Source organism: Cellulomonas sp. NPDC055163 (genome assembly GCF_053607065.1).
The window spans coordinates 1-24,376 of sequence record NZ_JBSGSU010000006.1 but is presented as its reverse complement, the minus strand read 5'-3'; the positions used below and the strand labels follow the sequence as shown (position 1 = coordinate 24,376).

The window sequence follows — 24,376 nt, the reverse complement described above, 5'->3', positions numbered from 1 at the left end:
CCCGCGGCGCCCACGGACGCCTGACGCCCCGGGCAGGACACCCGCGGCCGCTCCCAGGATGCCGCACGCGGGGGCAGCACGTCCGCACCGGCCGCCGGGCGGATCTCGACCGGCACCCGGTCCGACCGGCCCACGGCGGCGGACCGGACGTGGACCGCCCCCGGACCGGCCGGGGCGCGGTCCGCCTCGGGGCGGCCCGGCCGCGGTCAGCCCTGGGGCACGCCCTCGTCCTCGAGCGGCACTCCGTCGCCGTCGTACGGGACGACCGCCCCGTCGCCCCGGTCCGTCGTGTACACCGGGCCGACGTAGTCCTGCACGCCGTCGTCGACCACGGTGATCCCGACGCCGCCGAACGCCGCGTGGCTGTCCGCCGAGAACTGCAGCGGCACGATCCCGTTGCCGACGACGTCGCCGGACTCGAGCGCCTCGACGAGGCTCTCGCGCGTCGGGTCCTCCCCGGCTCGCGCGAGCGCCTCCGCGAACGTGTACGCGACCGACATCCCGAAGACCGTGTTGCCCGTGAACGGGGCACCGTCGTTGTACTCGTCGTTCACGCGTCGGAAGAGCTCGACCCACGGGTCGTCGGGGCTGAACGGCAGGTAGTTGGTGCTCACGAAGCCCTGCAGCAGCGCGGGGCCGACGTCCTCGCCGAGGTAGCCGACGAGCGTCGGGTAGTCGCCGCCCGAGGACGACGAGACCCACTGCGCGCGGTAGCCCATCTTCGCGGCGGTGCCGAGCGCGAGGGCCGTGAAGCCGTTGACGGTCGCGAGGAAGTTCACGGTGCAGCCCGCGGCCTGCATCGCGCCGACCTGCGCGGTGACGTCCTGGTTCGAGACCGAGTACGTCTGCGTGCTCGCGAGCTCGCCGAGCACCGTGGTCAGGCCGGTCGTGAAGTCGGTGCCGAAGTCGTCGTCCTGACCGAGCACGCAGAACACGGCGTCGTCGTACGTCTCCTGCGCGTGGTGCGCGAGGACCTTGCCCTCGGTCACGTAGTCGGCGTTGAACCCGAAGGTCCACGGGTGCGCCTCGGGGTCGTCCCACGCGGGGCTGCCCGACGCGACGAAGAGGTCCGGCACGCCGTTCTCGTTGAGGTAGTCGACGACCGAGCCGTGCGTGGGCGTGCCGAGGCCGTTGACGACCGCGAGCACCCCGTCCTCCTGCACGAGCTCGCGCACGACGGTCTGGGTGGTCGCCGGGTTGTAGGCGTCGTCCTTGACGACGTACTCGATCGTGCGGCCGTGGATGCCGCCCTGGTCGTTGAGGTAGTCGAAGTACGCGGAGGCGGCCGCGGAGATCGACGCGTAGCCGGCGGCGGCGGGCCCGGTCAGGGGCGTGTGCGTGCCGACCGTCACGGTCTCCTCGGCGACGCCGGGCGAGGCTGCGGGCGTGCTGCACGCGGCGAGGGGCACGACCGCGGCGAGCGCGAGGGTGCCGGCGGTGCGGGCCAGGTGCGGGCGCGTGGTGCGGGTGCGGAGCTGCGACATCGTCGTCATCCCTCGGTCGGTGTGCGGACGGGTTCTCTGGGGGTGCTCGGGGTCGGGGTGCCTGGGGTCGGGGTGCTCGGGGTCGGGGTGGGCGGGACGGCGGAGGCGGACGGGGTGCCCGGGCCGGCCCGGCGGCGGGCACGGCGGCGGGCACGGCGGCGGGCACGGGCTGCGGTGAGCGCACCGGCGAGGCCGCCCGGTGCACCCGCGACGAGCACGATGAGCAGCACCCCGAACACGAGCGACGCGAGCGTCCCGTCGAGGCGCTGCGCGACGGCGTCCGGCAGCGGCAGGGCGTCGGTGACCGCCCCGACGAGCCACGGCAGCAGCACGACGAGCACCGCACCGAGCGCGGCTCCGAGCAGGCTCCCGAGCCCGCCGACGACGACCGCGACGAGCAGCAGCAGCGACAGCGCGAGCGGGAACGCCCCGGGAGACACCGACTGGGTGACGAAGACCAGCACCGCCCCGCCCAGACCTGCGGTCACCGCGCTGGCGACGAACGCGAGCACCTTGACCCGCGCCGGTGCGATCCCGGCGAGCGCCGCGGCGACCTCGTCGTCCCGCACCGCGCGCATCCGCAGCCCCGCGCGCCCGTCCCGCAGCAGGACGAGCCCGGTGACCGCGACCGCCGCGACGGCCAGCGCGACCCACGCCTGCCACTGCTCGAGCGCGACGAGGCTCCGGAGCGGACCGGGCACGCCGTCGAACGCGGTCCGCACGCCGCGGTCGCCCTGCAGCGCGGGCACGCTCGCCGCGACCGCGGGCACGGCGACGACGAGCGTGAGCGTGAGCCCCGCGAGGTACGGGCCGTGCAGCCGCGCGCCCGCGAGCCCCAGCAGGAGCCCGACAGCCCCGGACACCACGACGGCCCCGGCGACGCCGCCGAGGAAGCGGACGGCGCCGTCGACCCCGGCCCCGGTCAGCGCGTTCGCCGTGAGCGCGTACCCGTAGCCGCCGGCCGCCATGAGCGCGGCGTGCCCGAGCGAGAGCTGCCCGCTGAGCCCGACGAGCACGGTCAGCCCCGCCGTCGCGCACAGGTACGCGGCCACGAGGGCGAGCTGGTAGTTGCGGAACGGGTCCAGCACGAACGTCGCCCCGACCGCGAGCGCGAGCCCGCCCGCGGCGAGCCCGAGCGTCCGGCGCGCGCTCATGCCCGCCTCGCCTCGGCCGGGGCGAACAGCCCCGACGGCCGCACCAGCAGGACCACCACGAGCAGCGCGAGGACCGCGACGGGCGCGAGCGTCGAGCCGAGGTACCCGGTCACGACGCTCGTCACGACCCCGACCGTGAGCCCCCCGAGCAGCGCGCCGCCCGGCGAGTCGAGCCCGCCGACCACCGCGACGGTGAACGCCGAGACGAACAGCATGTCCGCCGCGTGCGGGTTGAGGCCGAGCTCGTTCGGCACCGCGAGCAGCGCGGCGAGCGACGCCGCCGCGGCGGCCAGCACCCACCCGACGGTCCGCATCCGCGCGACCCGCACCCCGAGCAGCCGGGACACCTCCGGCTCGAACGCCGCCGCCCGCAGCTGCAGCCCGAGCGACGTCCGCACGAACAGCAGCCGCAGCGCCCCGAGCAGCCCGAGCGCGACGACCACGACGAACAGGTCGTACGGCGAGAGCAGCGGAACCCCGCCGACCCGCACGGGCCGGTCGCTGAACGGTGGCGGGACGGGCTCGTGCTCCTGCCCGAACACGAGGCCGAGCAGCGACTGCAGCACCACGACGAGCCCGATCGCGAGGATCACGCCGGAGAGCGGCGAGCCCGGCGAGGCGAACCGCAGCACCCCGCGCTCGACGACGAACCCGAGCAGGCCGCCGGCGACGACGGTCGCGACGAGCCCCCACCACCAGCTGCCCGTCGCCCCGATCACGGCGACCCCGACGTAGACGCCGACGACCGCCATCGCACCCGCGGCGAAGTTGACGATGCGCGTCGCGCGCCAGATCAGCACGAGCGAGAGGGCGAACAGCGCGAGCACCGTGCCGCGGGCGACCCCGGTGCCGAGCAGGAACACGAGCCGGTCCATCAGAACCCCAGGTAGGCGTGTCGGAGGGTCTCGTCGCGCGCGAGCTCCGCCGCGGGGCGGTCCGCGACGACCGCGCCGAGCCCGAGGACGACGCCGCGGTCGGCGACGGACAGCGCGCCCGCGACGTTCTGCTCGGCGAGCAGGACGGTGAGGCCGGTGCGGTCGCACAGCTCGCGCAGGACGCGCATGATCTGCGCGACGACGAGCGGGGCCAGCCCGAGCGACGGCTCGTCGAGCAGCAGCACGCGGGGGCGGGCGACGAGCGCGCGGGCGATCGCGAGCATCTGGCGCTCGCCCCCCGAGAGCTGGTGGCCGAGGCTCGTGCGGCGCCGCGCGAGCGGCTCGAACAGCTCCTCCACCTCGGCGAGCGCGGCGCGCAGGTCCGCGGGGTCGCGCCGCCACAGCCCGCCGAGGCGCAGGTTCTCCTCGACGGTGAGCTCGGTGATGACGCCGCGCCCCTCGGGCACCTGCGCGAGCCCGGCACGCACGCGGTCCTCGACGCCGGTGCGGGCGAGGTCGCGCCCGTGCAGGTGCACGGTCCCCGCGGTCGGCGCGAGCAGCCCGGACACGGTCCGCAGGAGCGTCGTCTTGCCCGCGCCGTTGCCGCCGACGAGCGCGACCACGGTGCCCTCGTCGACCTCGAACGAGACCCCGTGCAGCACGGGCGCCCCGCCGTGCCCGACGACGAGCCCGCGCAGGGCCAGCGCCGCGGTCACCGGGCCGTCACCTCGATCCCGAGGTACGCCGCCGTCACGGCCGGGTCGCGGCGCACGTCGTCGGGGAGCCCGTCCGCGATGACCCGCCCGAAGTCGAGCACGACGACCCGGTCGCACAGCCCCATGACGAAGTCGACGTGGTGCTCAACGAGCAGCACCGCGCAGCCGCCCGCGGCGACCCGGCGGACGGTGGCGTCGAGCTCGGCGATGTCCGCGGCACCGAGGCCGCCGGCGGGCTCGTCGAGCAGCAGCAGCCGGGGCTCGGCGACGAGGGCACGGGCGAGCGCGACCCGCTTCTGCTCCGGGTACGGCAGGGCGCCGACGGGGAGCGCGGCGCGGTCGGCGAGGTCGAGCTCGGCGAGGGCGCGGAGCGCACGGTCGGCGGCGGTGCTGCGGGTGCGGGTGCTGCGGGTGCGGGTGCTGCGACTGCGGGTGCGGGCGCCGAGCCGGCCGGGCTCTCCCGGCCGCGCGCCGAGGGCCCCGACCTCGACGTTCTCGAGCACGCTGAGCCCCGGGAAGAGCCCGAGCCCCTGGAGCGTCCGGGCTCCGCCCGCGGGTGCGAGGCCCGCCGCGGTGCGCGGGGCGGGGCGCCCGGCGACGGTGATCGTCCCGGCGGCGGGCCGGACGAGCCCGCAGACCGCGTTGAACACCGTCGTCTTGCCCGCGCCGTTGGGTCCGATCAGCCCGACGACCTGGCCGTCCGCGACGCCGAGGTCGACGTCGGTGAGGGCGGCGAGCCCGCCGAAGCGCACGGTGAGGCCGCGCACCTGCAGTCGCGTCGCACCCGCGTGGTCGGGTGTCTCCTGTCCGGGCATCGGCACTCCGTCGTGTCGGCGTGGCCCGACTGTACAACGGAAACCGACTAGACGGTATGTCCAGTTCGGACCGATCCCGAACTGTGATGCGCAGGTGCGCGCGGCGCCGTGCACGGTCGGCGGAGCCGGTCGACCGGACCGCAGGCGAGCCGACGCGGCTCAGCCGTGCGGGACGCCCGCGATCATCCCGCCGTCGACCACGAGCTCGGTGCCCGTCACGTAGGCGGACGCGTCGCCCGCGAGGAACAGCACCGCACCGACCAGGTCGCCGGGCACCGCGGGCCGCCCGAGCGGGATGCGCTGGAGCGTCACGTCGAGCCGCTCGGTCATCGGTGTCAGCACGAAGCCCGGGTGCACCGAGTTGACCCGGATGCCGTCCGCGCCGAGCTCGACGGCGAGCGACTTGGTCAGCCCCCGCACGCCGAACTTCGACGCCACGTAGCCGTGCAGGCCCGCGTCGCCGCGCATGCCCTCGACCGAGGAGATGTTGACGATCGAGCCCTTCCCGGCGGCCTTCATGACGGGCACGACGGCGCGCACGCCGAGGTAGGTGCCCGTGAGGTTGACCGCGATGACCGCGTCCCACTTCTCGCGCCCGTACCGCTCGATGCGCCCGGCGTTCGCGATGCCGGCGTTGTTGACCAGCACGTCGACTCCGCCGAGGCCGACGGCGACCTCGACCGCGGCAGCCCAGTCCCCCTCGGACGTCACGTCGAGGTGCACGTACCGCGCGCGCTCCCCGAGCTCGTCCGCGAGCGCCGCGCCCTCGTCGTCGAGCAGGTCGCCGACCACGACGCTCGCGCCGCGCTCGTGCAGGGCGCGCACGTACGCCGCACCGAGGCCGCGCGCCCCGCCGGAGACGAGCGCCACCCGTCCGTCGAGCTCCGTCATCGTGGTCTCCTCGCGGTCGTGCGGTCCGCCGCTGGTCAGGTGCCGGTCCGGTCGGTCCCGACGCGGACCACGAGCCGCCCCGTGGTGCCCCCGCCGGCGAGCCGCGACACAGCCTCGTCGGCCGACTCGAACGGCACGACGTCGCTGACCTGCGGTGTCACGGCGCCGCTCGCCGCGAGCGCCGTGAGCTCCGCGTGCGCGGCCGCCACGAGGTCGGGCCGCACGCGCGCGTACAGCCCCCAGTGCAGGCCGTGCACCGTGTAGTTCTTCACGAGCAGGTGCCCCGCGCGCACGTCCTGGATGGTGCCGCCCGCGAAGCCGACGACGACGATCCGCCCCTCGAACGCGACGCACCGCGTCGACGCCGCGAACGCGTCCCCGCCGACCGGGTCGTAGACCACGTCGGCCCCCGCCCCGCCGGTCTCCGCCCGGACCACCTCGGCGACGTCCTGCGTGGACCGGTCCACGACGACGTCGGCGCCGGCGGCCCGCGCGGCGTCGGCCTTGGCGGCGCTGCCGACGACCCCGATGACCCGCGCCCCGGCCGCGGCGCCGAGCTGGACCGCGGCGGAGCCGACCCCGCCCGCGGCGGCGTGCACGAGCAGCGTCTCGCCGGCGCGCAGCCCGGCCCGCCGGTGCAGCCCGAACCAGCCGGTCTGGTAGGCGATCGTGAACGCCGCGGCCTGGGCGTCGTCGAGCGCGTCCGGCGCCGGGAACACCTCGGCCGCGTCGAGCACCGCGAGCTCCGCGAGCACCCCGATGCGGGAGCCGGTCACGCGCTGCCCGACGGCCACGTGGGTCACCCCCGCACCGACCGCGAGCACCTCGCCGCACAGCTCGATGCCCGGCACGAACGGCAGCGGCGGGCGCACCTGGTACTCCCCGCGGGCGAGCAGCACGTCGGGGAAGTTGACGGCGACGGCGCGCACCCGCACGAGCACCTGCCCGTCGCCCGGCTCGGGGTCGGGCAGGTCGACGAGCCGCAGGACGTCGGCCGGCTCGCCGTGGGCCGTGACGTGCCAGGCGCGCACGGCGGTCAGCCCTCGGCCGAGACGGGCGCGCCCGCGGTGGTCGCGAGCGGGTGCGCCGACGCGGACGACGCCGCGATCGACACCAGGAACAGGTCGGTGAGCTGGTGAGCGAGCACGGTCTTGTCCTCCGGACCCTCGGGCTTGTACCAGTGCGACAGGTAGTGCACGTCGGAGAAGAAGTGCGCCACGAGCACCGCGACGGGGATGTCGGTGCGGTAGAGCCCCTCGGCCTGACCGCGCTCGACGATGCCCGCGAACGTGTCGTGGTACGCGCGGCGCCGGCGGGTGACCTCCTGCTGCCGCGGCGCGGAGAGCATGTGCGCGCTGCGGAAGAACACGGTGCCCTCGAGCAGGAAGTCGACGGACGTCTCGATCACGTCGACGCACACCGCCCGCAGGGTCTCGGCCGTCGGCTCCCCGCGCGCGACGATCGTGGTGAGGCGCTCGGTCTGCAGCGACAGCAGCCGCTCGTAGATGCCGAAGAGCAGGTCGTCCTTCGACTGGAAGTAGTGGTACAGCGCGCCCTTGGTGACGCCCGCGGCCTCGACGACCTGCTGCACGGAGGTATTGGCGTAGCCCTGGTTCGCGAAGAGCTCGACCGCCGCCCGGGTCACGTCGTCCACGACGCTCGTCTGCTTCATGCCGACATCCTCACCCCATCGGCGCCACGGAGGCGCCCCCGTCGACCACGAGCGTCTGCCCCGTCACCCAGGCGGCGTCGTCGGAGAGCAGGAACGCCGCGGGGCCGGCGACGTCCACCGGGTCGCCGAGCCGCCCGAGCGGGTAGCGCGCGGCGACCTCGGCCTCGCGGCCCTGGTAGAGGGCGGCGCCGAGCTTGGTGCGGACGACCGCCGGGGCGACGGCGTTGACGCGGACCCGCGGCGCGAGCTCGACGGCGAGCTGCGCGGTGAGGTTCATGAGCGCGGCCTTCGAGACCCCGTAGAACGCGATGCCGGGGCTCGCCGAGAGCCCGGCGACCGACGCGGTGCTGAGCACCGACGCTCCCCCGGCCGACCCCAGCCCGGCGGCGACGGCGTCGCGCGTCCACTCCAGAGCCGCGACGACGTTGACCGCGAGGATCTTGTGGATCGCGGCCGGCTCGATCTCGAGCGCCGGGCCGTAGACCGGGTTGATGCCCGCGTTGTTGACGAGGTGGTCGATCCGGCCGAACCGCTCGACGGTCGCGGCGATCGTGGCGGCGCGGTGCTCCGGGTCGTCGGCCTTGCCCGCGACACCGAGCACCCGGTCGGCACCGAGCGCGGCGACGGCCTCGTCGAGCGACTCCTGCTTCCGGCCGGTCAGCACCACGGACGCACCCTCGGCGACGAGCCGCCCGGCGATCGCGAGGCCGATCCCCCGGCTCGCGCCGGTGACCAGGGCGACCCTGCCCTCGAACCGCTGCATCGGAGCCCCTTCGCTCGCCGCCGACCCGGACAGACCGACCAGCCGGTATGTTCGAGGCGAGAGTACACGACGGACGCCCGGACGGGCTCGGACCGGCGTCCGCCCGTCGTCGCGACGTCGGGGACCTCGGCAGGCGCGTCGTTCTCCTCGATCGCGAGCGGCAACCTCGGACGGCTCCTGCTCGCGTCCACCGCCCCCGCACACGACCGCCGCCCCGCGACCGCCGGCTCCCCGCACCCGCCGACGTAGGGTGACGGCCGGGCGCCCGGCCGACGGCGCCCCTGGGACGGGGAGGCCGCGTGGGACGGACGAGCGCGCACGCGCGGGGGCCCGGCGAGGAGCGCCCGTGCCGCCGCTGAGCACGTTCTTCCCCGCCGCACCGGGACGCGGGCGCCCCGGCGACCCCGGGCTCTTCGGCCCCGGGTCGGCGGCGTGGCGCATCGGCCGCGAGCGCGTCCTGCTCGCCTCGGGACCGGCCGCGCTGCTGCTGCAGGTCGCGCACCCGCTCGTCGCGGCCGGGGTCGCGGCGCACAGCGACTTCGCCGGGGACCCGCTGACCCGGCTGCGCGGCACGCTCGACGCGGTCCTCACGGTGACGTTCGGCGACAGCACGCAGGTGCGCGACGCCGCGCGGCACGTCGCCCGCCGGCACCGCGTCGTCCAGGGGACCCTGCCCGTCGCGACCGGCTCGCTGGCCGCCGGCACGCCGTACCGCGCCGCGGACCGCGACCTCGCGCTGTGGGTGTTCGCGACGCTCGTGTGGACGTCCGTCGAGGTGACCGACGGGTTCGCCCGCCCGGTGCCCGGCGCGGAGCGCGACGCGTACTACCGGGACATGCGCCGCGTCGCGCACCACTTCGGCGTGCCCGACGCCACGCTGCCCGGCGACTACGCCGCGCTCGAACGGTACGTCGACGACCAGGTCGAGCACGTGCTCGCCGTCGGGCCGACCGCGTCCCGGCTCGCCGCGCAGATCCTGTCCCCCGACCCGCCGCTCGTCGCCGCCCCCGCGCGCCCGCTCCCCTCGCTGCTGGCGGCCGGCGTGCTGCCCGCGGCGGTCCGCGACGCGTACGGACTCTCGTGGCGGCAGCGCGAGCGCCTCACGTTCCGCGCCGCCCAGCTCGCGACGCGACGGGCACTGCCGCTGCTCCCGGCGCGCCCGCGGTACTGGCCGCACTACCTCGTCGCGACCGACCGCGTGCAGCCGGGCGACGACCGGCGGTAGGGCGTCTCCCCGCACGCCTCCCGAACGGGCACCGTCCGCCCGGACCGCCGCCACCGGTTGACCCCGACCGCGCCTCCGGGTTGTGATCGAACCCAGGCCGCGCCCGTGCAGAGCCGCACCGGCGCGACCGCTCGTCGTGCCGCCGCTGCGCGCCGCGGGGAAGCAGCCCCCGCCCGGTCTGCCGCGCCCCCGGCCGACCGACCGGCTCCGCAGGAGCCCTCGCGCGGCGGTCCGGCCGCCGCGCACATCAGGTGACGGCGCGGCTGAAAGGTGCAGACGATGGGGACGAGGGGACGGGCGCTCGCAGGCGCCGCAGGGACGGCGGTGCTCGCGGTCGGGCTGGCGTCGGGGAGCCCGGGGTCCGCGACGGACCGCGGCTACCCCGGGCACGGCGAGCAGCGGGCGCGGAACGTGATCCTGATGGTCGGCGACGGCCTGAGCATGGCGGCGCGCGACGCGACCCGGCTCGCGACCGTCGGGCAGGACGGCCAGCTCGCGATGGACACGCTCCGGTACGCGGGGTGGACGTACACCGACTCGGCAGATCCCGAGGACGCGGTGACCGACTCGGCGGCCGGTGCGACGGCGTTCGCGACCGGCGTGCGGACGTACAACGGCGCGGTCTCGGTCGACCTCGACGGCAACCCCGTGACGACCCTGCTGGAGCGCGCGAAGGCGCTGCGCAAGGCGACCGGGCTCGTCACGACGTCGCAGGTCACCGACGCGACGCCCGCGGCGTTCGGCGCGCACGTGCCGAACCGCTCGGACCAGTCCGAGATCGCCCGGCAGTACGTCGAGGAGTCCCGGCCCGACGTGATCCTCGGCGGCGGCGAGGACTGGTGGTACCCCGTGGGCGACGAGGGCGTGTTCGAGGCCATCCCCGAGGACGACCCCGCGGAGATCAGCAAGAGCACCATCGGCAACCTCGTCGAGCGCGCCCAGGACACCGGCTACACCTACGTGAGCTCGGCCGAGGAGCTCGCCGCCACGGACGCCGACCGCATCCTCGGGCTGTTCGCCAACGAGGAGATGTTCCAGCAGAAGCCCGAGGGCCAGGGCGACGAGTACGACCCGCTCGTGTCGCTGCGCGACATGACCGCGAAGGCGCTCGACGTGCTCTCGCAGGACCGGCACGGGTTCTTCCTGCTCGTCGAGGAGGAGGCGATCGACGAGTTCGAGCACGCCAACAACGCCGGGCGCACCATCCAGGCCGGGCAGTCGCTCGACGAGACCGTCGCGCTCGCGCAGGAGTTCGCGGCGCAGAACCGCGGGACCCTCGTGCTCGTGGTCGGCGACCACGAGACCGGCGGGCTGGCGATCGAGAACGTCGACCCCGACGACGAGTCGGGCGACCCGGACGACCCGAGCGCCGACGTCACGCAGAGCCTCGAGGACGGCCCGTTCACCATCGCCGGCAGCGACCTGCAGTTCACCGTGGACTGGACGACCGGCAGCCACACCGGCGCCGCGACACCGCTCACCGCGGAGGGCCCCGGCGCCGAGCGCCTCGCCCGTGCGCAGGACGCGACCGACGTGCACGACGTGGTCGCGGACCTGATGCAGAGGCGGTGGTAGGCGGCAGTCGCAGCGCGTCGGCGGCGCGGGGCCGGGTCGGGTCGGGTCCCTGCCCGGCCCCGCCCCGCCCCGCGCACGTCAGCCCAGCACCGCCCGGGCCGCGCCACCCTCTCCCCAGCCGAGGACCACGCCGCCGAGCACCAGCACGTTCTGGACGTCCTCGGGCAGCTCGGCGGTCCACACCAGCCGACCGTCGGAGAGCGAGAACGCCTGCATCACGGGCGGCCCGCTCACGCGCTGGCCGACCACCGCGAGCACGCGGCCGTCGGTCACGGCGGTCGTCATCGAGGACGTCGAGAACAGCGACGCGGCGGGCGGGGCCTCGCTCGTCCAGCGCGTCGTCCCGTCCGCCGGATCGAGCGCGACGGCCCCGGCGGCGTTCACGACGTACAACGTCCCGTCGAGCAGCACGGCGTCGTGGAACGAGACGTCGGGCCGCGACCAGCGCGCGCGCGCCGTCCCGGCGTCCCAGGCGTCGACGCCGTTGCCCGAGCCGCTCGGGAGCAGCAGCAGGTCGGGGTCGGAACGGTCGTCGACCGACAGCTGGTGCGGGTACCCGGTGGGCATCGGCGTGCCGGTCCCGTCGTCGGCGAGCAGCTCGGGCGAGCCGCCCCCGTACGCGTGGCGCAGGACGTGGCCCCCGACCACGGTGAGCGCCCCGGTCCCGTCCCCGTCGGGGTCGGGCAGGTACGTCGCCTCGGGTGTCCCGTCGACGCCGATCCGGACCCCGCCGTCGCCGGCGTGCACGAGCACCGCGTCGCCGACCGACGTGACGAACGGGCTGCCGTCACCGCCGACGCGCGTGTCGGACGCCGTGGCGGTCCCGGGCGGGGTCGTGTGCGCCCACACGCCGTCCCCCGACCGGGCGTCGTCCGCCCGGACCTCGATGCTCGCGTCCGCCCGGACGCGCGCCGTCACCACGAGGTCGCCGAGGACGTGCAGCCCGGTGCCGACCTCCACCGCGGCGCGGCGCACGACCTCGCCGCCGGACGCGTCGAGCACCACGAGCTCGGCGCGGCTCGGCACCGGGGTGGGGTCGTACCCGTCCAGCCCTTCCTCCTCGGGCGGCGCGGGGACGTACCCCGAGCCGACCAGGCACACCAGCAGGCGCTCGTCGGACAGGTCGCACGGCACGCGCGGGTCGTACGGCGTGCCGGCCACGACGGGGTCCGGCTCGCCGAGCCGCGACGACCACGCCTGCTCGCCGGTGCGCGGGTCGAGGGCGACCGCGGACGGCACGCCGGACTCGTCGAACCAGGCCCCGGCGCGCAGGCCGTCGGCGTCCCGCTGCACGCCCCACAGCACGGAGGCCTGCTCCTCGTCGGGGCGCCACAGCACCCCGAGGTCCGGGGAGAGCGGCGCGACGACCCCGGGGACGTCGGCGAAGCGCGCGTAGGCCGCCCGCTCGCGCGCGTCGAGCACCGCCTGCGTCCCGGCGAGCCCGGCCGCCACGACCAGCGCGCCGGCGACGAGCGTCCGGGGCCGCAGCCAGGAGGGCTGCCGGGCGCCACGGGCCGGCACGGCGCCCCCGCCGTGCGCGCCTTCGCCGTGGGCGCCCCCGCCGTGCGCGCCCTCGACGGCCACGCCGGCCGCGGCCGCCGCCGCGCCCAGCGGCGCATCCTCGACGAGCTCGACCTCGACACGCGGCTCACGGCTCACGGGCTCCCCCTCCGGCGCGGGAGCCCGGCGCGTCGGCGCGCCGGCGGTCCCCGTCCGCACAGGCTCTCACCTGCGGCGGGGCGCGCGCGGGCGCTTCCGGTCAGGCCGGCCGGACGCGCGCCGACGGGCAGCCACGGACCGGCGACGACGCCGCCCCGCGTGCGCCCAGGGGGCGGCCACCGCGACCAGCGTCGACCACCGCCCCACGTGCACCGAGGGGGTGGCCGCCGCGTCGTGCGACGACCACCCCCACGGCCACCCGGGCCTCACGCGCTCACGGGCTCACGCGCTCACGGCAGGAGCGCGCTGCCCCCGATCCGCAGGGAGCCCGTCAGCCGGACGTCCGCCGACGACGACCCGACGTAGACCGGGATGGTCCCGCGCGGGGTCTGCCACCGGTCGGTGTCGACGTCCCAGTACGAGACCGACTCCGGGCTGAGCGTCACCGTGACCTGCCGCCGCTCGCCCGGTTGCAGCGTGACCGTCTCCCACCCGGCGAGCACCTTCGGGGAGCTCTCGACCCGGCGGGTCGGGAGGTTGCCGACGTAGACCTGCACGGTCTCGGTGCCGGCGACCGTCCCCGTGTTGCGGACCGCGACGCGCACCTGGAGCTGCGCGCCACCCCCGCCCGCGGCGATGTCCGTGCGCAGGTTGCGGTACGCGAACGTCGTGTAGGACAGGCCGTGGCCGAACGGGTACTGCGGCTCGATGTCGAACTCCTCGTAGCCGCGGTAGCCGACGTGGATGCCCTCGGAGAACTGCTGGTCGAGCCCGTCGCCCGGGAACTGCTCGGGCGAGCTCGTCGGCGTGCTGTCCTCGTCCACGGGGATCGTGACGGGCAGCTTGCCGGACGGGTTGACGTCGCCGAACAGGATGCCCGCGAGCGCGTTGCCCTGCTCCTGGCCGCCGAACCACGAGTGCACGATCGCCGGGACGCCCCCCTCCCAGTCGGAGGTCTGGACGACCCCGCCGGTCGACGTGACGACGATCGTGCGCGGGTTCGCCGCCGCGACCTGGCGGATGAGCTCGACCTGGCCGTTGGGCAGGTCGAGGTCGGGCTTGTCACCGCCCTCGCTGGAGTAGTCGCGCACGACGACGACCGCCGCCTGCGAGCTGCGCGCGAGCGCTGCGGCCTCGAGCGCCTGCGGTGCGACGACACCCTCGGGCGTCGTCCAGCCGAGCTGGAACACGGCGCCCGCGTCGGTCCCTCCCAGGCCGTTGTTGACGAACTCGACGCGCAGGTCACCGGCGACGCCCGCCTCGAGGTCGACGTCCGCGGTGGTGGTCGTGGGCGACGAGGAGCCCGACGGGGTCGCGGTGAGGACCGCCCCGTCGTCGAGGTACACGGTCGCGCTGCCCGTCGTGGTGACCGCGAGCTCGTACGTCCCGGTCGTGGGGGCCGTGAGCTGCCCGGTCCACCGGATCGAGGCGCCCATCTGGCGGGTCTGCACCGGGAAGTGCGGCGACTGCGCGTTGAAGCCCTCGAACAGGAAGAACCCGGCGTTGATCGCGGCGTACGGGTCGGTGCGGTCCGCGATCACCGCTCCCCCGAAGTCCGCCTCGGAGAAGTACTCCGCACGCAGCCCCGCACCGCCGCCGAGCGCCGACGTGAGGAAGTCCGACGGGATCGGGTCGGGACCGGGGATGAGCGCTGCGGACGTGACCGGGTCGGCGCCGGCGACGTGCCGGACCTGGACGCCGGGGGCGACGCGGTCCTGGATGCCCTGGAGCGGGCTCACCGTGGACGTCGGCTTGACCAGCGAGCTGCCGCCCCCGGCGACCACCGAGTCGGCGTCCGCGCCGATCACCGCGATCGACCCGACGGAGTCCGTGAGGGGCAGGGCGCCGTCGTCGTTCTTGAGCAGCACCATCGCGCGCTCCGCGACCAGCCGGGCGAACGCACCGTTCTCGGCCTCGGGCAGCGGCTGGATCACCGGTGGGTGGTCGAACAGCCCCAGGCCGAACATCGGCCGCAGGATGCGCAGCACCGCGTCGTCGACGCGCGACTCGGGGACCTGCCCGGAGCGCACCGCGTCGAGCAGCGGGCCGCAGAAGTAGCACGTGCCGGGCCCGACGTCGGGCGTCGTGTTGCCGGGCATCTCCTGGTCGAGGCCCGCGTTCGCCGACTGCACGGTGCTGTGCGTGGCGCCGTAGTCGCTCATGACCCAGCCCTGGAAGTCGAGCTGCTCCTTGAGGACCTGGTTGAGCAGCTCGTCGCTCTCGCACGCCCACACGCCGTTGACCTTGTTGAACGCGCACATCGCCGAGCCGGGGCGGCCCTGCTCGACGCCGATCGCGAACGGGCGGGTGTAGATCTCCTGCAGCGCACGCTCCTCGACGACGGCGTTCCCGCCGGACAGGCGGTTCGTCTCCTGCGTGTACACGTTGTAGTGCTTGATGTCGGCGACGACCGGGTGCTGCTGGATGCCGCGGATCACGCCGGCGGCCATGGTCCCGGACAGCAGCGGGTCCTCCCCGAGCGCCTCGAACGCCCGGCCGGCCTGCGCGACGCGGGCGATGTCCACCGCGGGCGAGAGCAGCACGTTGTGCCCGGTGCGGAACGCCTCGTCGCCCTCGACGTCGCCGTACTGCTGCGCGAGGTCCCGGTCCCACGTCGCGGCGAGCGCGATCGGCGCGGGCAGCTGCGTGGCTTCCTGGTCGTTGACGTCGGGGTTCGCGATCCGCACGCCCGCGGGGCCGTCCGCCATGGTGAGCGCCGGGATGCCGAGACGCTCGATCGGGCCGTTGTAGAACCCGTAGTAGTTGTTGAGCTCGCCGTGCATCATGTTGACCTTCTCGTCCAAGGTCATCTGACGCAGCAGGTCACGGGCCCGCTCGGTGTCCTCCTCGGACTCGTCCCACCACCACGTCGTGGGGAACGACTGCGGCTCGAGCCGCTCGGCGGTCGCGGCCTCGCGGTCGAGGTCGGGGGTGGCCGCGGACGCGGCTCCCGCGGAGGCGACGAGAACCGTCGCGGACAGGGCGGCGACGACGCGCAGGCGCGCGGAACTGACTCGTGCAGGTGGCATGGACACACTCCCTCGGGTGCCGCCGCGGGAGCGTCGAGGCTCCGTTGCCCCGTTGCGTGGGACCCCGCGGCCCGGCCCAGTAGTTCACCCGTTCGGGCTAACGTCAAGGGACAAGTCGGGCACGTGACCAGGTTCTGCCGAGGCCGCCGGAGCGAGGTCCGACGGCTCCGGGGAGGGCGGTCGACGCACCCGCCCGGAGCCCGCGAACCGGTACCCGGACCGAGCGCCGATCCTCCCCGCGGTCCGGCGCGCGAACCGGTACCCGGACCGAGCGTCGATCCTCCTCGTGGTCCGGTGAGTCGCCGCCGCGGGCCCGCGGCTGGCAGTGTCGGGGCCGGTGGGCGCGCGGGCGCCCTCGTGAGGACGGAGACGGCGTGGACGTGACGGTCAGCAACCCGGTGCTCGGCGGCTCGCACCCGGACCCGTCGATCGTGCGGGCCGGCGACGCGTACTACCTCGCGACCTCGACGTTCGAGTGGTTCCCCGGCGTGCGCGTGCACCGCTCGCACGACCTCGCGTCGTGGGAGCCGCTGGGCGGCGTGCTCGACGAGCCCCGGCTGCTCGACCTCACCGGCTGCCCCGACTCCGGCGGCGTGTGGGCGCCGAACCTCACGTACGTCGACGGGACGTTCCACCTGCTGTACAGCACCGTCTCGGCCTACACGGGCGGCTTCACCGACTCCCCGAACCGGCTCGTCACCGCCCCCGCGGTCGACGGCCCGTGGTCCGACCCCGTGCCGCTCGGCGCGCGGGGGTTCGACGCGTCGCTGTTCCACGACGGCGACGCGAGCTGGCTGGTCAACCTCGTGCACGACTGGCGTCCCGGGCGCGGTGGGTCCGCCGGTCTCGAGGTGACGGCGTTCGACCGCAGGACCCGCACGCTCGTCGGGTCCCCGCAGCTCCTCGACCTGCCGCCCGGCGCCGGCTGGATCGAGGGCCCCAACCTGTACCGGCGCGGGGCCTGGTACTACCTCGTGACGGCCGATGGCGGGACCAGCTGGGAGCACCAGGTCACCGTCTCGCGCTCGCGCCACCTGACCGGCCCGTACGAGCGCGACCCGCGCGGGCCGCTCGTCACGTCCCGGCACCGGTCCGACTGGCCGCTGCAGAAGGCCGGGCACGGGAGCCTCGTGCAGACGCCCGACGACCGCTGGTACCTCGCGTTCCTCGTCGCCCGCCCGCACGGCGAGCACGGCCCGTGCGTCCTCGGGCGGGAGACCGCGCTCACCGAGGTGACGTGGGTCGACGACTGGCCGACCGTGGCCGACCCGCTGCCCCCGCTCGAGCTGACGGTGCCGGGCGGGGCTGCGGTGCCGGACGGGAGCGTCGACGTCGACGACTTCGACGGCCCCCGGCTCGGCCCCGCCTGGTCGACGCTGCGCCGTCCGCCGACGGACGACTGGCTGACGCTGACCGAGCGCCCTTCCCACCTGCGGGTCCGTGGTGGTCGGTCGCCGCAGAGCACGGTCGGTGCGAGCCTCGTCGCGCGGCGGGTCACCGCACCGCGGATCGGGTTCGAGGCGACGCTCGACCACCGGCCGACCGCCTTCCAGCACGCCGCGGGGATCACCGCGTACTACAACGCGCGCAGCTGGTACTTCCTGCACGTCACCGCCGACGACGACGGGCGGCGCGTGCTGCGGCTCGCCGGGTGCGACCGGGGCGTGCTCACGCTGCACCCGGACACGGTCGCGCTCGACGGGGACGGTCCGGTGCGCCTGGGGCTCGACCTCGACGGCGGGCGGCTGGCGTTCCGGCACCACGGGCCCGGCGGCTGGCAGCAGGTCGGGCCCGGGCTCGACGCGACGACCCTGTCCGACGAGCACGCGACCGACCTCGACGACGCCGGTCAGCTGCGCGGCATGGGCTTCACCGGCGCCTTCGTGGGGCTGTGGGTGTGGGACCTGACCGGCACGGGGCACCCCGCGGACGTCGACTCGGCGACGTACGCGGTCCACCCCTGACGCAGCGGTCCACCACACGTCCGCCTGGTCCCCGCTGTCGCCCGAGCCGGACCCCCGCCCGAGCCGGACCCGCGCCGTCGCCCGAGCCGGACCCACGCCGGCGGTCGCAGCCGGACCCGCGCCGGCGGTCGCAGCCGGAGGGGCGCCCTGTCAGCCCGCCGCGCCCTCCAGCACCCGCTTGAGCAGGTCCAGGTCCGCCCGCACCGCCGCGACGTCCCGGTCGAGGTCGCCGTCGGACATCCCCGGCGACCGGCGGACCGTGAAGACGACCTCGGTCCCGTCACCGTCCGCGACCGCCCGCAGGGGCACGTGCACCGTCTCGCCGGTAGGGGTCACCACGTCGTGGTCGAGCACGCCGAGCCCGTTGCGCGGAGTGAACGTGATCTGCGCGCGCCCGCCGGGCGTCTCGACGAACCACTGCCCGTCCTCCTCGACGACGTCACCGCCGAGACCGGGTGCCCACCGCGGCAGGTTCGCCGGGTCCGCGACGAACGCGTACACGTCAGGCACGGACCGGTCGATGTGCACGCTCAGGTGCCGGGACTCCGTCATGCGCCGATCGTGCACCGAGGCACCCACACGCGCGAGCGCCGCGGCGACCGGCGGAGACCCCGCCACCTGGTCGGGTCGTCGAAACGCTTCGTAGGTGCCCGTCGGTGCGCTGACCAGGTACGAAGGGACCCCGAGCAGCGCACCGGCGCGCCCGGCCACGAGCTGCGCGTGGGCTGTCCCCTCGCGCCGAGAGGAGACGACGTGCGCCGTGCACGTGCCACCGTCGCGCTGACGGCCCTGCTGGCCCTGGGGGCCTCGGCCGCGCTGCTCCCCGGGTCGGCCGTCGCCGCCCCGACCGTCGCTCCCCCGCCGGACGTGCGGACCACGACCCACACCGCCGGCCGGGTCACCCCGCGCGACGGCGCGCTGGCGTTCAGCTGGCCGGGCGTCTACCTCGAGGGCCGCTTCCGGGGCACCGGGGTGGGCATCGTGCTCGACGACCCGGCCGCCGACTACGACGTCGCGATCGACGGGCGCACCGTGCAGACCCTCCGGGCACCGGTCAGCGGGACGCGCTGGGTCGAGGGGCTCGCGGACGGCACGCACACGGTGCGGGTCGTGAAGCGCAGCGAGAGCCCGTGGGCCACGAGCACGTTCGGCGGGTTCGTCGCCGCGCCGGGCGGCCAGGTCCTCACGGCACCGGCCGACCGCCCCCTGCAGCTCGAGCTGCTCGGCGACTCCTACACCGCGGGCTACGGCAACGAGTCGACCACCCGCGAGTGCACGGGCGACCAGGTCAACCGCACGACCAACGCCGACCTGAGCTTCGGCGCCCTCGCCGCCCGGGAGCTCGGCGCCGACTACCAGCTCAATGCCTTCTCGGGCCGCGGCATGGTCCGCAACTACGGTGGCGGCGAGGCCGGGACGAGCTACCGCACGTACGCGGAGCGCGCGCTGCTCGCCACAGCCGGCGACGTGTGGGACCGGCCGGCGAGCTGGACCCCCGAGGTCGTCGTGATCGGGCTCGGCATCAACGACTTCTCGACGCCCGTCGGCTCCGGCGAGCAGTGGACCACGGAGTCCCTGCGCACCGCCTGGGTGGCCGCGTACCACGGCTTCCTCGACGACCTCCGGGCGGAGCACGGCCCCGACACCTTCCTCGTCGTGAGCGCGACGCCGTCGGGCGGCAGCGCGCAGGCCGAGCTCACCGAGCAGGTCGTCCGCGAGCGCAACGCGCGCGGTGACGACCGGGTGGTCCGCTGGTTCTACGGCGCGCAGGGGCTCGACTACCTGGGCTGCCACTGGCACCCGTCGCTCGCCGACCACCGGGTCATCGCGCGGGAGCTCACGACGTTCCTCGGCACGCTCCCGCTCGGCGGCGGCCCGACCCCGACACCGACACCCACGCCTACCCCGACCCCGACCCCCACACCGACGCCCACGCGGACCCCCACACCGACGCCGACCCCGACGCCCACCATCACCCCCACCGGGTGCGCGGCGACGCTCACCGTCGGCTCGGCCTGGCCGGGCGGCTACCAGGCGTCGGTGCAGGTCACCGCCGGGCGGGCGGCGATCGGCCGGTGGCAGACGACGTTCGCGCTGCCCGCGGGCGGCTCGGTCGCGACGTCGTGGTCCGGCGAGCTCACGGCGTCGGGCAGCACCGTGACCGTGCGGAACGCGGCCTGGAACGGCGGGCTCGCCGCGGGTGCGTCGACGAGCTTCGGCTTCATCGGCTCCGGTGCGGCGCCGACCGGGCCGGTGACCTGTGCGGCGGGCTGAGCGCCCCGGTCGACGTGCCGAGCGGACGTTGACACCGTGCGGGTCGAGGGGTTGCGTGGGCACATGACCGTCAGGGGCGGGTTCCTGGGGATCGGCGCGACGCGGGTCAGCGACCGGGAGCAGACCATGCTGGACCGGGTACGCCACGCCGTGACGGGTTGACCGAGAGGGCTCGCGGATGATCCTGGTACCCCGGCAGCTGCAGCGCTCCGGCATGACGGGCCAGGTCCCGTACTACGGGGGCCGGTTGACCCCCGCGCAGATCTCCTCGCTCCAGCACCCGCAGGAGGGGGTGCCTGCCTCGCTCCGGCACCCCCCGACGACCCGGCCCGCACCCCCGGCGGAGGAGCCCGACGAGCCCACGGCCGTGCGCCAGCTGCGCGCGCTGCGGGACCAGGGCGTCCTGACCGAGGCCGAGTTCACGGAGTTCGCCGCGCGGGTGTCGCCGTGACCACGGGACCGGTGCAGGTGCTGGTGCTCGGGCTCGACGAGCCGCACTTCGACGGGTCCGTGCTGGCGGAGCTGACCCGCCTCGGCGCGGCGGGCGTCGTGCGCCTCGTCGACCTGCTCGTCGTGAGGCGCGCCCACGACGGCTCGCTGGAGACGGTCGAGGGCGCCGTCGACGGCCACGGCGCGGTCCTGACCGCCCTGCTCGACGGTGCCCAGGCGGGAGTCGAGGAGGTCGGCGCCGCTGACGCCTGGTCGCTCGCCGACGTCGTCCCGTCGCACGGGCTGGCCGTCGTCGCCCTGATCGAGCACCTGTGGGCGGGACCGCTGAGTGCTGCGCTGCGCGCCGCCGGGGCGACCCTGCTCGAGGAGACCTGGCTCTCGGAGGCCGACCGGGGCCGGCTCGGCGTGCTGTCCTCGCGGGGCCCCGCGTAGGACGTCGCACGCGACACGGTGCCGCGCGACCGTCAGGTCGCCGACGGACCCTGCGGGGAACGGAAGAACGGCACCGCCCGCGGCACGTAGACCTCCCCGCGCGAGGTGCGCGTCAGGCCGAGGACCGTGACGACGAGGTGCGCGACGCTGAGCGCCGGGATCGCGAGGAGGAGGAAGAGCGGCCACGGCACCGCGCCGGGGTCGGGCGTCTCCGGCTGCGTCGCGACGCCGAGGACGATCGTCACCGCGACGGTCAGGACGACGCCGAGGGCGTACGTCAGACCCCAGTTCGCGGCACCGCGGGCGTTCTCGGCGGCGAGCGCCGAGCGCTTCCGCTGACCGGGGTAGGCCGCGGCCATCGCGACGCCGGCGACCACCGCGCTGACGAAGGGCACGGGCAGCCAGGCGAGCAGGCCCAGCAGGTAGGGCGTCCGCCCGGTCGCCCTCGGGTCCCCCTGCCCGGGCGCGACGCCGGGGCCGCCGGGGCCGGGAGCACCCGGGTACGGCGCCCCGCCGGGAGTGGGAGCACCCGGGTACGGCGCCCCGCCGGGAGTGGGAGCACCGGGGTACGCGCCCCCCGGGCCCGGCGCGATGATGCCCGCGTCCTGCAGCGCGAGGTCGGCCTCCTCCGCGGAGAAGCCCTGCCGCAGCAGGTCGTCGCGGAGCTTCTGCGCCTCGCGGCTGGGCGGACGGGACGGGAACGCTGCCTGGTCGGTCACGCCGCGGAGCCTAACGACCCGCGTCCGGGAGAACCCGGTGACGCGAGCGCTTGACCTTGACGCAGGGTCAACCCCCGACGCTGGTCGCAGAGGGTCCCCGCCGGGGGCCGCGAGCACGTCGAGACGGAGCGGAGGATGGCGATGTCCATCGAGCGCGAACGGTTGGTCCCCACGGTCGGGCGCACGGACGAGGAGGGCGGCGGGCGGCTCACGGCCACCCGGCGGGCCGACGGTCCGGCGATCCGGGTGCGTGGGCTGCACAAGTCGTACGGCGACCTCGCGGTGCTGCGCGGCGTCGACCTCGAGGTCGCACCCGGCAGCATCGTCGCGCTGCTGGGGTCGAACGGCGCCGGCAAGACGACCCTCGTGCGCATCCTCGCGACGCTCCAGCGCGCCGACTCCGGGACGGCCACCGTGCACGGGTTCGACGTCGCGACGCAGGCGGCGCAGGTGCGGGAGTCGTTCAGCCTGACCGGCCAGTTCGCGGCCGTCGACGAGATCCTCAGCGGGCGCGAGAACCTCGTGCTCGTCGCGCGGCTGCGGCGCGTGGCCGAGCCGGGGGCGCTCGCGGACGCGCTGCTCGCCCGCTCCGGCCTCACGGACGCGGGCGCCCGGCGGGTGTCCACCTACTCCGGGGGCATGCGCCGGCGCCTGGACATCGCGATGAGCCTCATCGGCGACCCGGCCGTGATCTTCCTCGACGAGCCGACGACGGGGCTCGACCCCGAGGCGCGCGTCGAGGTCTGGCAGTCCGTGCGCCGGCTGGCCGAGGGCGGCACCACGGTGCTGCTCACGACCCAGTACCTCGAGGAGGCCGAGCAGCTCGCGGACCGCATCGCGATCCTGCACGAGGGCCGGATCATCGCGGACGGCACCCTCGCCGAGCTGAAGCGGCTCCTGCCGCCGGCCCGGGTCGAGTACGTCGAGAAGCAGCCGACGCTCGAAGAGGTCTTCCTCGCGGTCGTCGGGACCGGGACCGCCCCCACCCCGCACACCACCGCCACGACCGACACGAACCCGAGGGACTGACCATGACCACCACCCACGCCCTGGCCGACACCGCCGTCCTCACCGGACGCACGCTGCGGCACGTCACGCGCAGCGTCGACACGATCATCACGACCGCGGTCACGCCGATCGCGATGCTGCTGCTGTTCGTCTACGTGCTCGGCGGGGCGATCGACACCGGGACCGACTCGTACGTGACGTACCTGCTGCCGGGCATCCTGCTCATCACGATCGCGTCGGGCGTCGCGTACACCTCGTTCCGGCTGTTCTCCGACCTGAAGAGCGGGATGTTCGAGCGGTTCCAGTCCATGCCCGTCGCCCGGTCCGGTGCCCTGTGGGCGCACGTCCTCACGTCGCTCGTCGCGAACCTCGTCTCGCTGGCCGTCGTCGTCGCGGTCGGGCTGGCCATCGGGTTCCGCTCGGGCGCGGGGGTCCTGGCGTGGCTCGCCGTCGTCGGCATCCTGCTCGTGCTCACGCTCGCCCTCACGTGGGTCGCGGTGATCGCCGGGCTGACCGCGTCGTCGGTCGAGGGCGCGAGCGCGTTCTCCTACCCGCTGATCTTCCTGCCGTTCATCAGCTCGGCGTTCGTGCCGACCGAGTCCATGCCCGGCCCGGTCCAGTGGTTCGCGGAGCACCAGCCCGTGACGTCGATCGTGGACACGATCCGCGCCCTGCTCGCGCAGCAGCCCGTCGGGACGGAGATCTGGGTCGCGCTCGCGTGGTGCGTCGGCGTGCTCCTCGTCGCGTACGCCGGTGCCATGGCGGTCTACCGCCGGAAGACCGCCTGAGGGAGCCTGGGAGCCGTGCTCACCATCAGCCAGCTCGCCGCGTATGCCGGGGTCACCGTCCGGGCGGTGCGCCACTACCACCAGATCGGGCTGCTCCCGGAGCCGGAGCGCGACCGCTCGGGGTACCGGACGTACGACGCGACCGCCGTCGTCCGGCTGATCCGGATCCACACCCTGGCCGACTCGGGCGTCCCCCTGGCCCGGGTCCGGGAGCTCCTCGACGCCGGGCCCGGCGAGTTCGCCGCGGGGGTCCGCGAGATCGACCGGGAGCTGCGCGTCGAGGTCCGGCGGCTGCAGGCGACCCGGCAGCGCCTGGCGCGGCTGGCCGCCGGGGAGCACCTCGCGCTGCCGCCGAGCGTCGTGGCCTACCTCGACGCGCTCCGCGCGATCGGCGTCAGCGAGGGGTACATCGAGCTCGAGCGGGACAGCTGGATCATGATCGCCGCCCAGGTGCCGGACCAGATCGACGCGATCATCGCCCAGAAGCGTGCGGAGCTCGACGACCCGGACATGGTGCGGCTCTACGCGCTCGTGGGCGGCGCGCTCGACTGGTCGGTCGACGACCCGCGCGTCGTCGAGGCCGCGGACGTGCTCGAGCGCCTGATGGTCCGTGCCGTCGCGGAGGGGAACTTCGGGGACGACACGTTCGACGACCAGTTCGTCGACCTCCTGGACGCGACCACGCTCGCCGCGTCACCGGTCGCGGGCCGCATCGTCGCGATCCTGCACGAGCGCGGCTGGGGCGGCTGGACGCGGATCGAGCGCGTGCCCGCCGACCGGGTGCCCGCCCCGTCGACGGTCCCCGGCGGGCCGCCCGAGGTCTGCTGACCCACCTCGCGAGGCGGTGCCGGGCCGGCGCGGTGCCGGGGCGGCGCCGGGGCGG

General features: G+C 75.6%; 22 protein-coding genes. 9 read left to right on the top strand and 13 right to left on the bottom strand.

What is annotated here, in order from left to right; genetic code table 11:
* Positions 1-206 precede the first annotated feature (206 nt).
* From ACWFNE_RS12630 to ACWFNE_RS12590, 9 genes are all read right to left on the bottom strand, one after another.
* Complete coding sequence (locus ACWFNE_RS12630; protein WP_452122780.1) at positions 207-1,493, bottom strand: ABC transporter substrate-binding protein; 1,287 nt, start codon at positions 1,491-1,493, stop codon at positions 207-209.
* On the bottom strand, positions 1,490-2,638 hold the full coding sequence (locus tag ACWFNE_RS12625; protein WP_452122779.1) for an ABC transporter permease subunit: 1,149 nt from the start codon (positions 2,636-2,638) through the stop codon (positions 1,490-1,492). Before ACWFNE_RS12625 ends, ACWFNE_RS12630 begins: the two co-directional genes overlap by 4 nt.
* Positions 2,635-3,513, bottom strand: coding sequence for a branched-chain amino acid ABC transporter permease (locus tag ACWFNE_RS12620; protein WP_452122778.1), 879 nt, complete (start codon positions 3,511-3,513; stop codon positions 2,635-2,637). Before ACWFNE_RS12620 ends, ACWFNE_RS12625 begins: the two co-directional genes overlap by 4 nt.
* Positions 3,513-4,229, bottom strand: coding sequence for an ABC transporter ATP-binding protein (locus ACWFNE_RS12615; protein WP_452122777.1), 717 nt, complete (start codon positions 4,227-4,229; stop codon positions 3,513-3,515). Before ACWFNE_RS12615 ends, ACWFNE_RS12620 begins: the two co-directional genes overlap by 1 nt.
* Positions 4,226-5,044, bottom strand: coding sequence for an ABC transporter ATP-binding protein (locus ACWFNE_RS12610; protein ID WP_452122776.1), 819 nt, complete (start codon positions 5,042-5,044; stop codon positions 4,226-4,228). The genes ACWFNE_RS12615 and ACWFNE_RS12610 overlap by 4 nt, the downstream gene beginning before the upstream one ends.
* Before the next feature lie 159 nt (positions 5,045-5,203).
* Positions 5,204-5,935 (bottom strand): SDR family oxidoreductase, encoded by a 732-nt coding sequence (locus ACWFNE_RS12605; RefSeq protein WP_452122775.1) that lies wholly within the window; start codon positions 5,933-5,935, stop codon positions 5,204-5,206.
* A 35-nt stretch (positions 5,936-5,970) separates the two neighbouring features.
* Positions 5,971-6,966 (bottom strand): NADPH:quinone oxidoreductase family protein, encoded by a 996-nt coding sequence (locus tag ACWFNE_RS12600; protein WP_452122774.1) that lies wholly within the window; start codon positions 6,964-6,966, stop codon positions 5,971-5,973.
* 5 nt (positions 6,967-6,971) lie between these two features.
* Entirely contained in the window at positions 6,972-7,607 is a 636-nt protein-coding gene (locus ACWFNE_RS12595) for a TetR/AcrR family transcriptional regulator (RefSeq protein WP_452122773.1), read from the bottom strand.
* A 10-nt stretch (positions 7,608-7,617) separates the two neighbouring features.
* Complete coding sequence (locus ACWFNE_RS12590; protein ID WP_452122772.1) at positions 7,618-8,370, bottom strand: SDR family oxidoreductase; 753 nt, start codon at positions 8,368-8,370, stop codon at positions 7,618-7,620.
* A 346-nt stretch (positions 8,371-8,716) separates the two neighbouring features.
* Here ACWFNE_RS12590 and ACWFNE_RS12585 point away from each other — a divergent pair, with 346 nt between their 5' ends.
* Positions 8,717-9,595: an oxygenase MpaB family protein gene (locus tag ACWFNE_RS12585; protein WP_452122771.1), complete on the top strand. Its 879-nt coding sequence runs from the start codon at positions 8,717-8,719 to the stop codon at positions 9,593-9,595.
* 279 nt (positions 9,596-9,874) lie between these two features.
* Complete coding sequence (locus tag ACWFNE_RS12580; protein WP_452122770.1) at positions 9,875-11,170, top strand: alkaline phosphatase; 1,296 nt, start codon at positions 9,875-9,877, stop codon at positions 11,168-11,170.
* A gap of 78 nt (positions 11,171-11,248) precedes the next feature.
* Here the strand turns inward: ACWFNE_RS12580 and ACWFNE_RS12575 are convergent, their stop codons facing one another.
* Positions 11,249-12,829, bottom strand: a complete 1,581-nt coding sequence (locus ACWFNE_RS12575; protein WP_452122769.1) for an outer membrane protein assembly factor BamB family protein — start codon at positions 12,827-12,829, stop codon at positions 11,249-11,251.
* Between the two features lie 290 nt (positions 12,830-13,119).
* Entirely contained in the window at positions 13,120-15,858 is a 2,739-nt protein-coding gene (locus ACWFNE_RS12570) for a beta-glucosidase H (protein ID WP_452122768.1), read from the bottom strand.
* Positions 15,859-16,232: 374 nt separating this feature from the next.
* Between ACWFNE_RS12570 and ACWFNE_RS12565 the strand changes: the two genes are divergently transcribed.
* On the top strand, positions 16,233-17,822 hold the full coding sequence (locus tag ACWFNE_RS12565; protein ID WP_452122767.1) for a family 43 glycosylhydrolase: 1,590 nt from the start codon (positions 16,233-16,235) through the stop codon (positions 17,820-17,822).
* Positions 17,823-17,972: 150 nt separating this feature from the next.
* Here ACWFNE_RS12565 and ACWFNE_RS12560 read toward each other — a convergent pair whose 3' ends face one another.
* Complete coding sequence (locus ACWFNE_RS12560; protein ID WP_452122766.1) at positions 17,973-18,374, bottom strand: SRPBCC family protein; 402 nt, start codon at positions 18,372-18,374, stop codon at positions 17,973-17,975.
* 201 nt (positions 18,375-18,575) lie between these two features.
* On the opposite strand from ACWFNE_RS12560, the gene ACWFNE_RS12555 reads away from it, so the two are divergent.
* The 3 genes from ACWFNE_RS12555 to ACWFNE_RS12545 all read left to right on the top strand — a co-directional run bounded on the left by ACWFNE_RS12555 (position 18,576) and on the right by ACWFNE_RS12545 (position 20,978).
* Entirely contained in the window at positions 18,576-20,096 is a 1,521-nt protein-coding gene (locus ACWFNE_RS12555) for a cellulose binding domain-containing protein (RefSeq protein ID WP_452122765.1), read from the top strand.
* 178 nt (positions 20,097-20,274) lie between these two features.
* Positions 20,275-20,547, top strand: a complete 273-nt coding sequence (locus ACWFNE_RS12550) for an SHOCT domain-containing protein (RefSeq protein WP_452122764.1) — start codon at positions 20,275-20,277, stop codon at positions 20,545-20,547.
* Complete coding sequence (locus ACWFNE_RS12545; protein WP_452122763.1) at positions 20,544-20,978, top strand: DUF6325 family protein; 435 nt, start codon at positions 20,544-20,546, stop codon at positions 20,976-20,978. The genes ACWFNE_RS12550 and ACWFNE_RS12545 overlap by 4 nt, the downstream gene beginning before the upstream one ends.
* A 32-nt stretch (positions 20,979-21,010) precedes the next feature.
* Here the strand turns inward: ACWFNE_RS12545 and ACWFNE_RS12540 are convergent, their stop codons facing one another.
* On the bottom strand, positions 21,011-21,697 hold the full coding sequence (locus tag ACWFNE_RS12540; protein WP_452122762.1) for a DUF4870 domain-containing protein: 687 nt from the start codon (positions 21,695-21,697) through the stop codon (positions 21,011-21,013).
* Between the two features lie 135 nt (positions 21,698-21,832).
* Here ACWFNE_RS12540 and ACWFNE_RS12535 point away from each other — a divergent pair, with 135 nt between their 5' ends.
* The 3 genes from ACWFNE_RS12535 to ACWFNE_RS12525 are packed head-to-tail and all read left to right on the top strand — an operon-like array spanning position 21,833 to position 24,321.
* Complete coding sequence (locus ACWFNE_RS12535; protein ID WP_452122761.1) at positions 21,833-22,726, top strand: ABC transporter ATP-binding protein; 894 nt, start codon at positions 21,833-21,835, stop codon at positions 22,724-22,726.
* 2 nt (positions 22,727-22,728) lie between these two features.
* Positions 22,729-23,493 (top strand): ABC transporter permease, encoded by a 765-nt coding sequence (locus ACWFNE_RS12530; protein ID WP_452122760.1) that lies wholly within the window; start codon positions 22,729-22,731, stop codon positions 23,491-23,493.
* A 15-nt stretch (positions 23,494-23,508) separates the two neighbouring features.
* Positions 23,509-24,321, top strand: a complete 813-nt coding sequence (locus ACWFNE_RS12525) for a MerR family transcriptional regulator (protein ID WP_452122759.1) — start codon at positions 23,509-23,511, stop codon at positions 24,319-24,321.
* Positions 24,322-24,376: the final 55 nt, after the last annotated feature.

Bases quoted from the DNA above. Each gene is read 5' to 3' on its own strand.
- ACWFNE_RS12630 (WP_452122780.1), bottom strand. From the start codon at position 1,493: ATGACGACGATGTCGCAGCTCCGCACCCGCACCACGCGCCCGCACCTG.
- ACWFNE_RS12625 (WP_452122779.1), bottom strand. From the start codon at position 2,638: ATGAGCGCGCGCCGGACGCTCGGGCTCGCCGCGGGCGGGCTCGCGCTC.
- ACWFNE_RS12620 (WP_452122778.1), bottom strand. From the start codon at position 3,513: ATGGACCGGCTCGTGTTCCTGCTCGGCACCGGGGTCGCCCGCGGCACG.
- ACWFNE_RS12610 (WP_452122776.1), bottom strand. From the start codon at position 5,044: ATGCCCGGACAGGAGACACCCGACCACGCGGGTGCGACGCGACTGCAG.
- ACWFNE_RS12605 (WP_452122775.1), bottom strand. From the start codon at position 5,935: ATGACGGAGCTCGACGGACGGGTGGCGCTCGTCTCCGGCGGGGCGCGC.
- ACWFNE_RS12595 (WP_452122773.1), bottom strand. From the start codon at position 7,607: ATGAAGCAGACGAGCGTCGTGGACGACGTGACCCGGGCGGCGGTCGAG.
- ACWFNE_RS12590 (WP_452122772.1), bottom strand. From the start codon at position 8,370: ATGCAGCGGTTCGAGGGCAGGGTCGCCCTGGTCACCGGCGCGAGCCGG.
- ACWFNE_RS12580 (WP_452122770.1), top strand. From the start codon at position 9,875: ATGGGGACGAGGGGACGGGCGCTCGCAGGCGCCGCAGGGACGGCGGTG.
- ACWFNE_RS12570 (WP_452122768.1), bottom strand. From the start codon at position 15,858: ATGCCACCTGCACGAGTCAGTTCCGCGCGCCTGCGCGTCGTCGCCGCC.
- ACWFNE_RS12560 (WP_452122766.1), bottom strand. From the start codon at position 18,374: ATGACGGAGTCCCGGCACCTGAGCGTGCACATCGACCGGTCCGTGCCT.
- ACWFNE_RS12550 (WP_452122764.1), top strand. From the start codon at position 20,275: ATGATCCTGGTACCCCGGCAGCTGCAGCGCTCCGGCATGACGGGCCAG.
- ACWFNE_RS12535 (WP_452122761.1), top strand. From the start codon at position 21,833: ATGGCGATGTCCATCGAGCGCGAACGGTTGGTCCCCACGGTCGGGCGC.
- ACWFNE_RS12530 (WP_452122760.1), top strand. From the start codon at position 22,729: ATGACCACCACCCACGCCCTGGCCGACACCGCCGTCCTCACCGGACGC.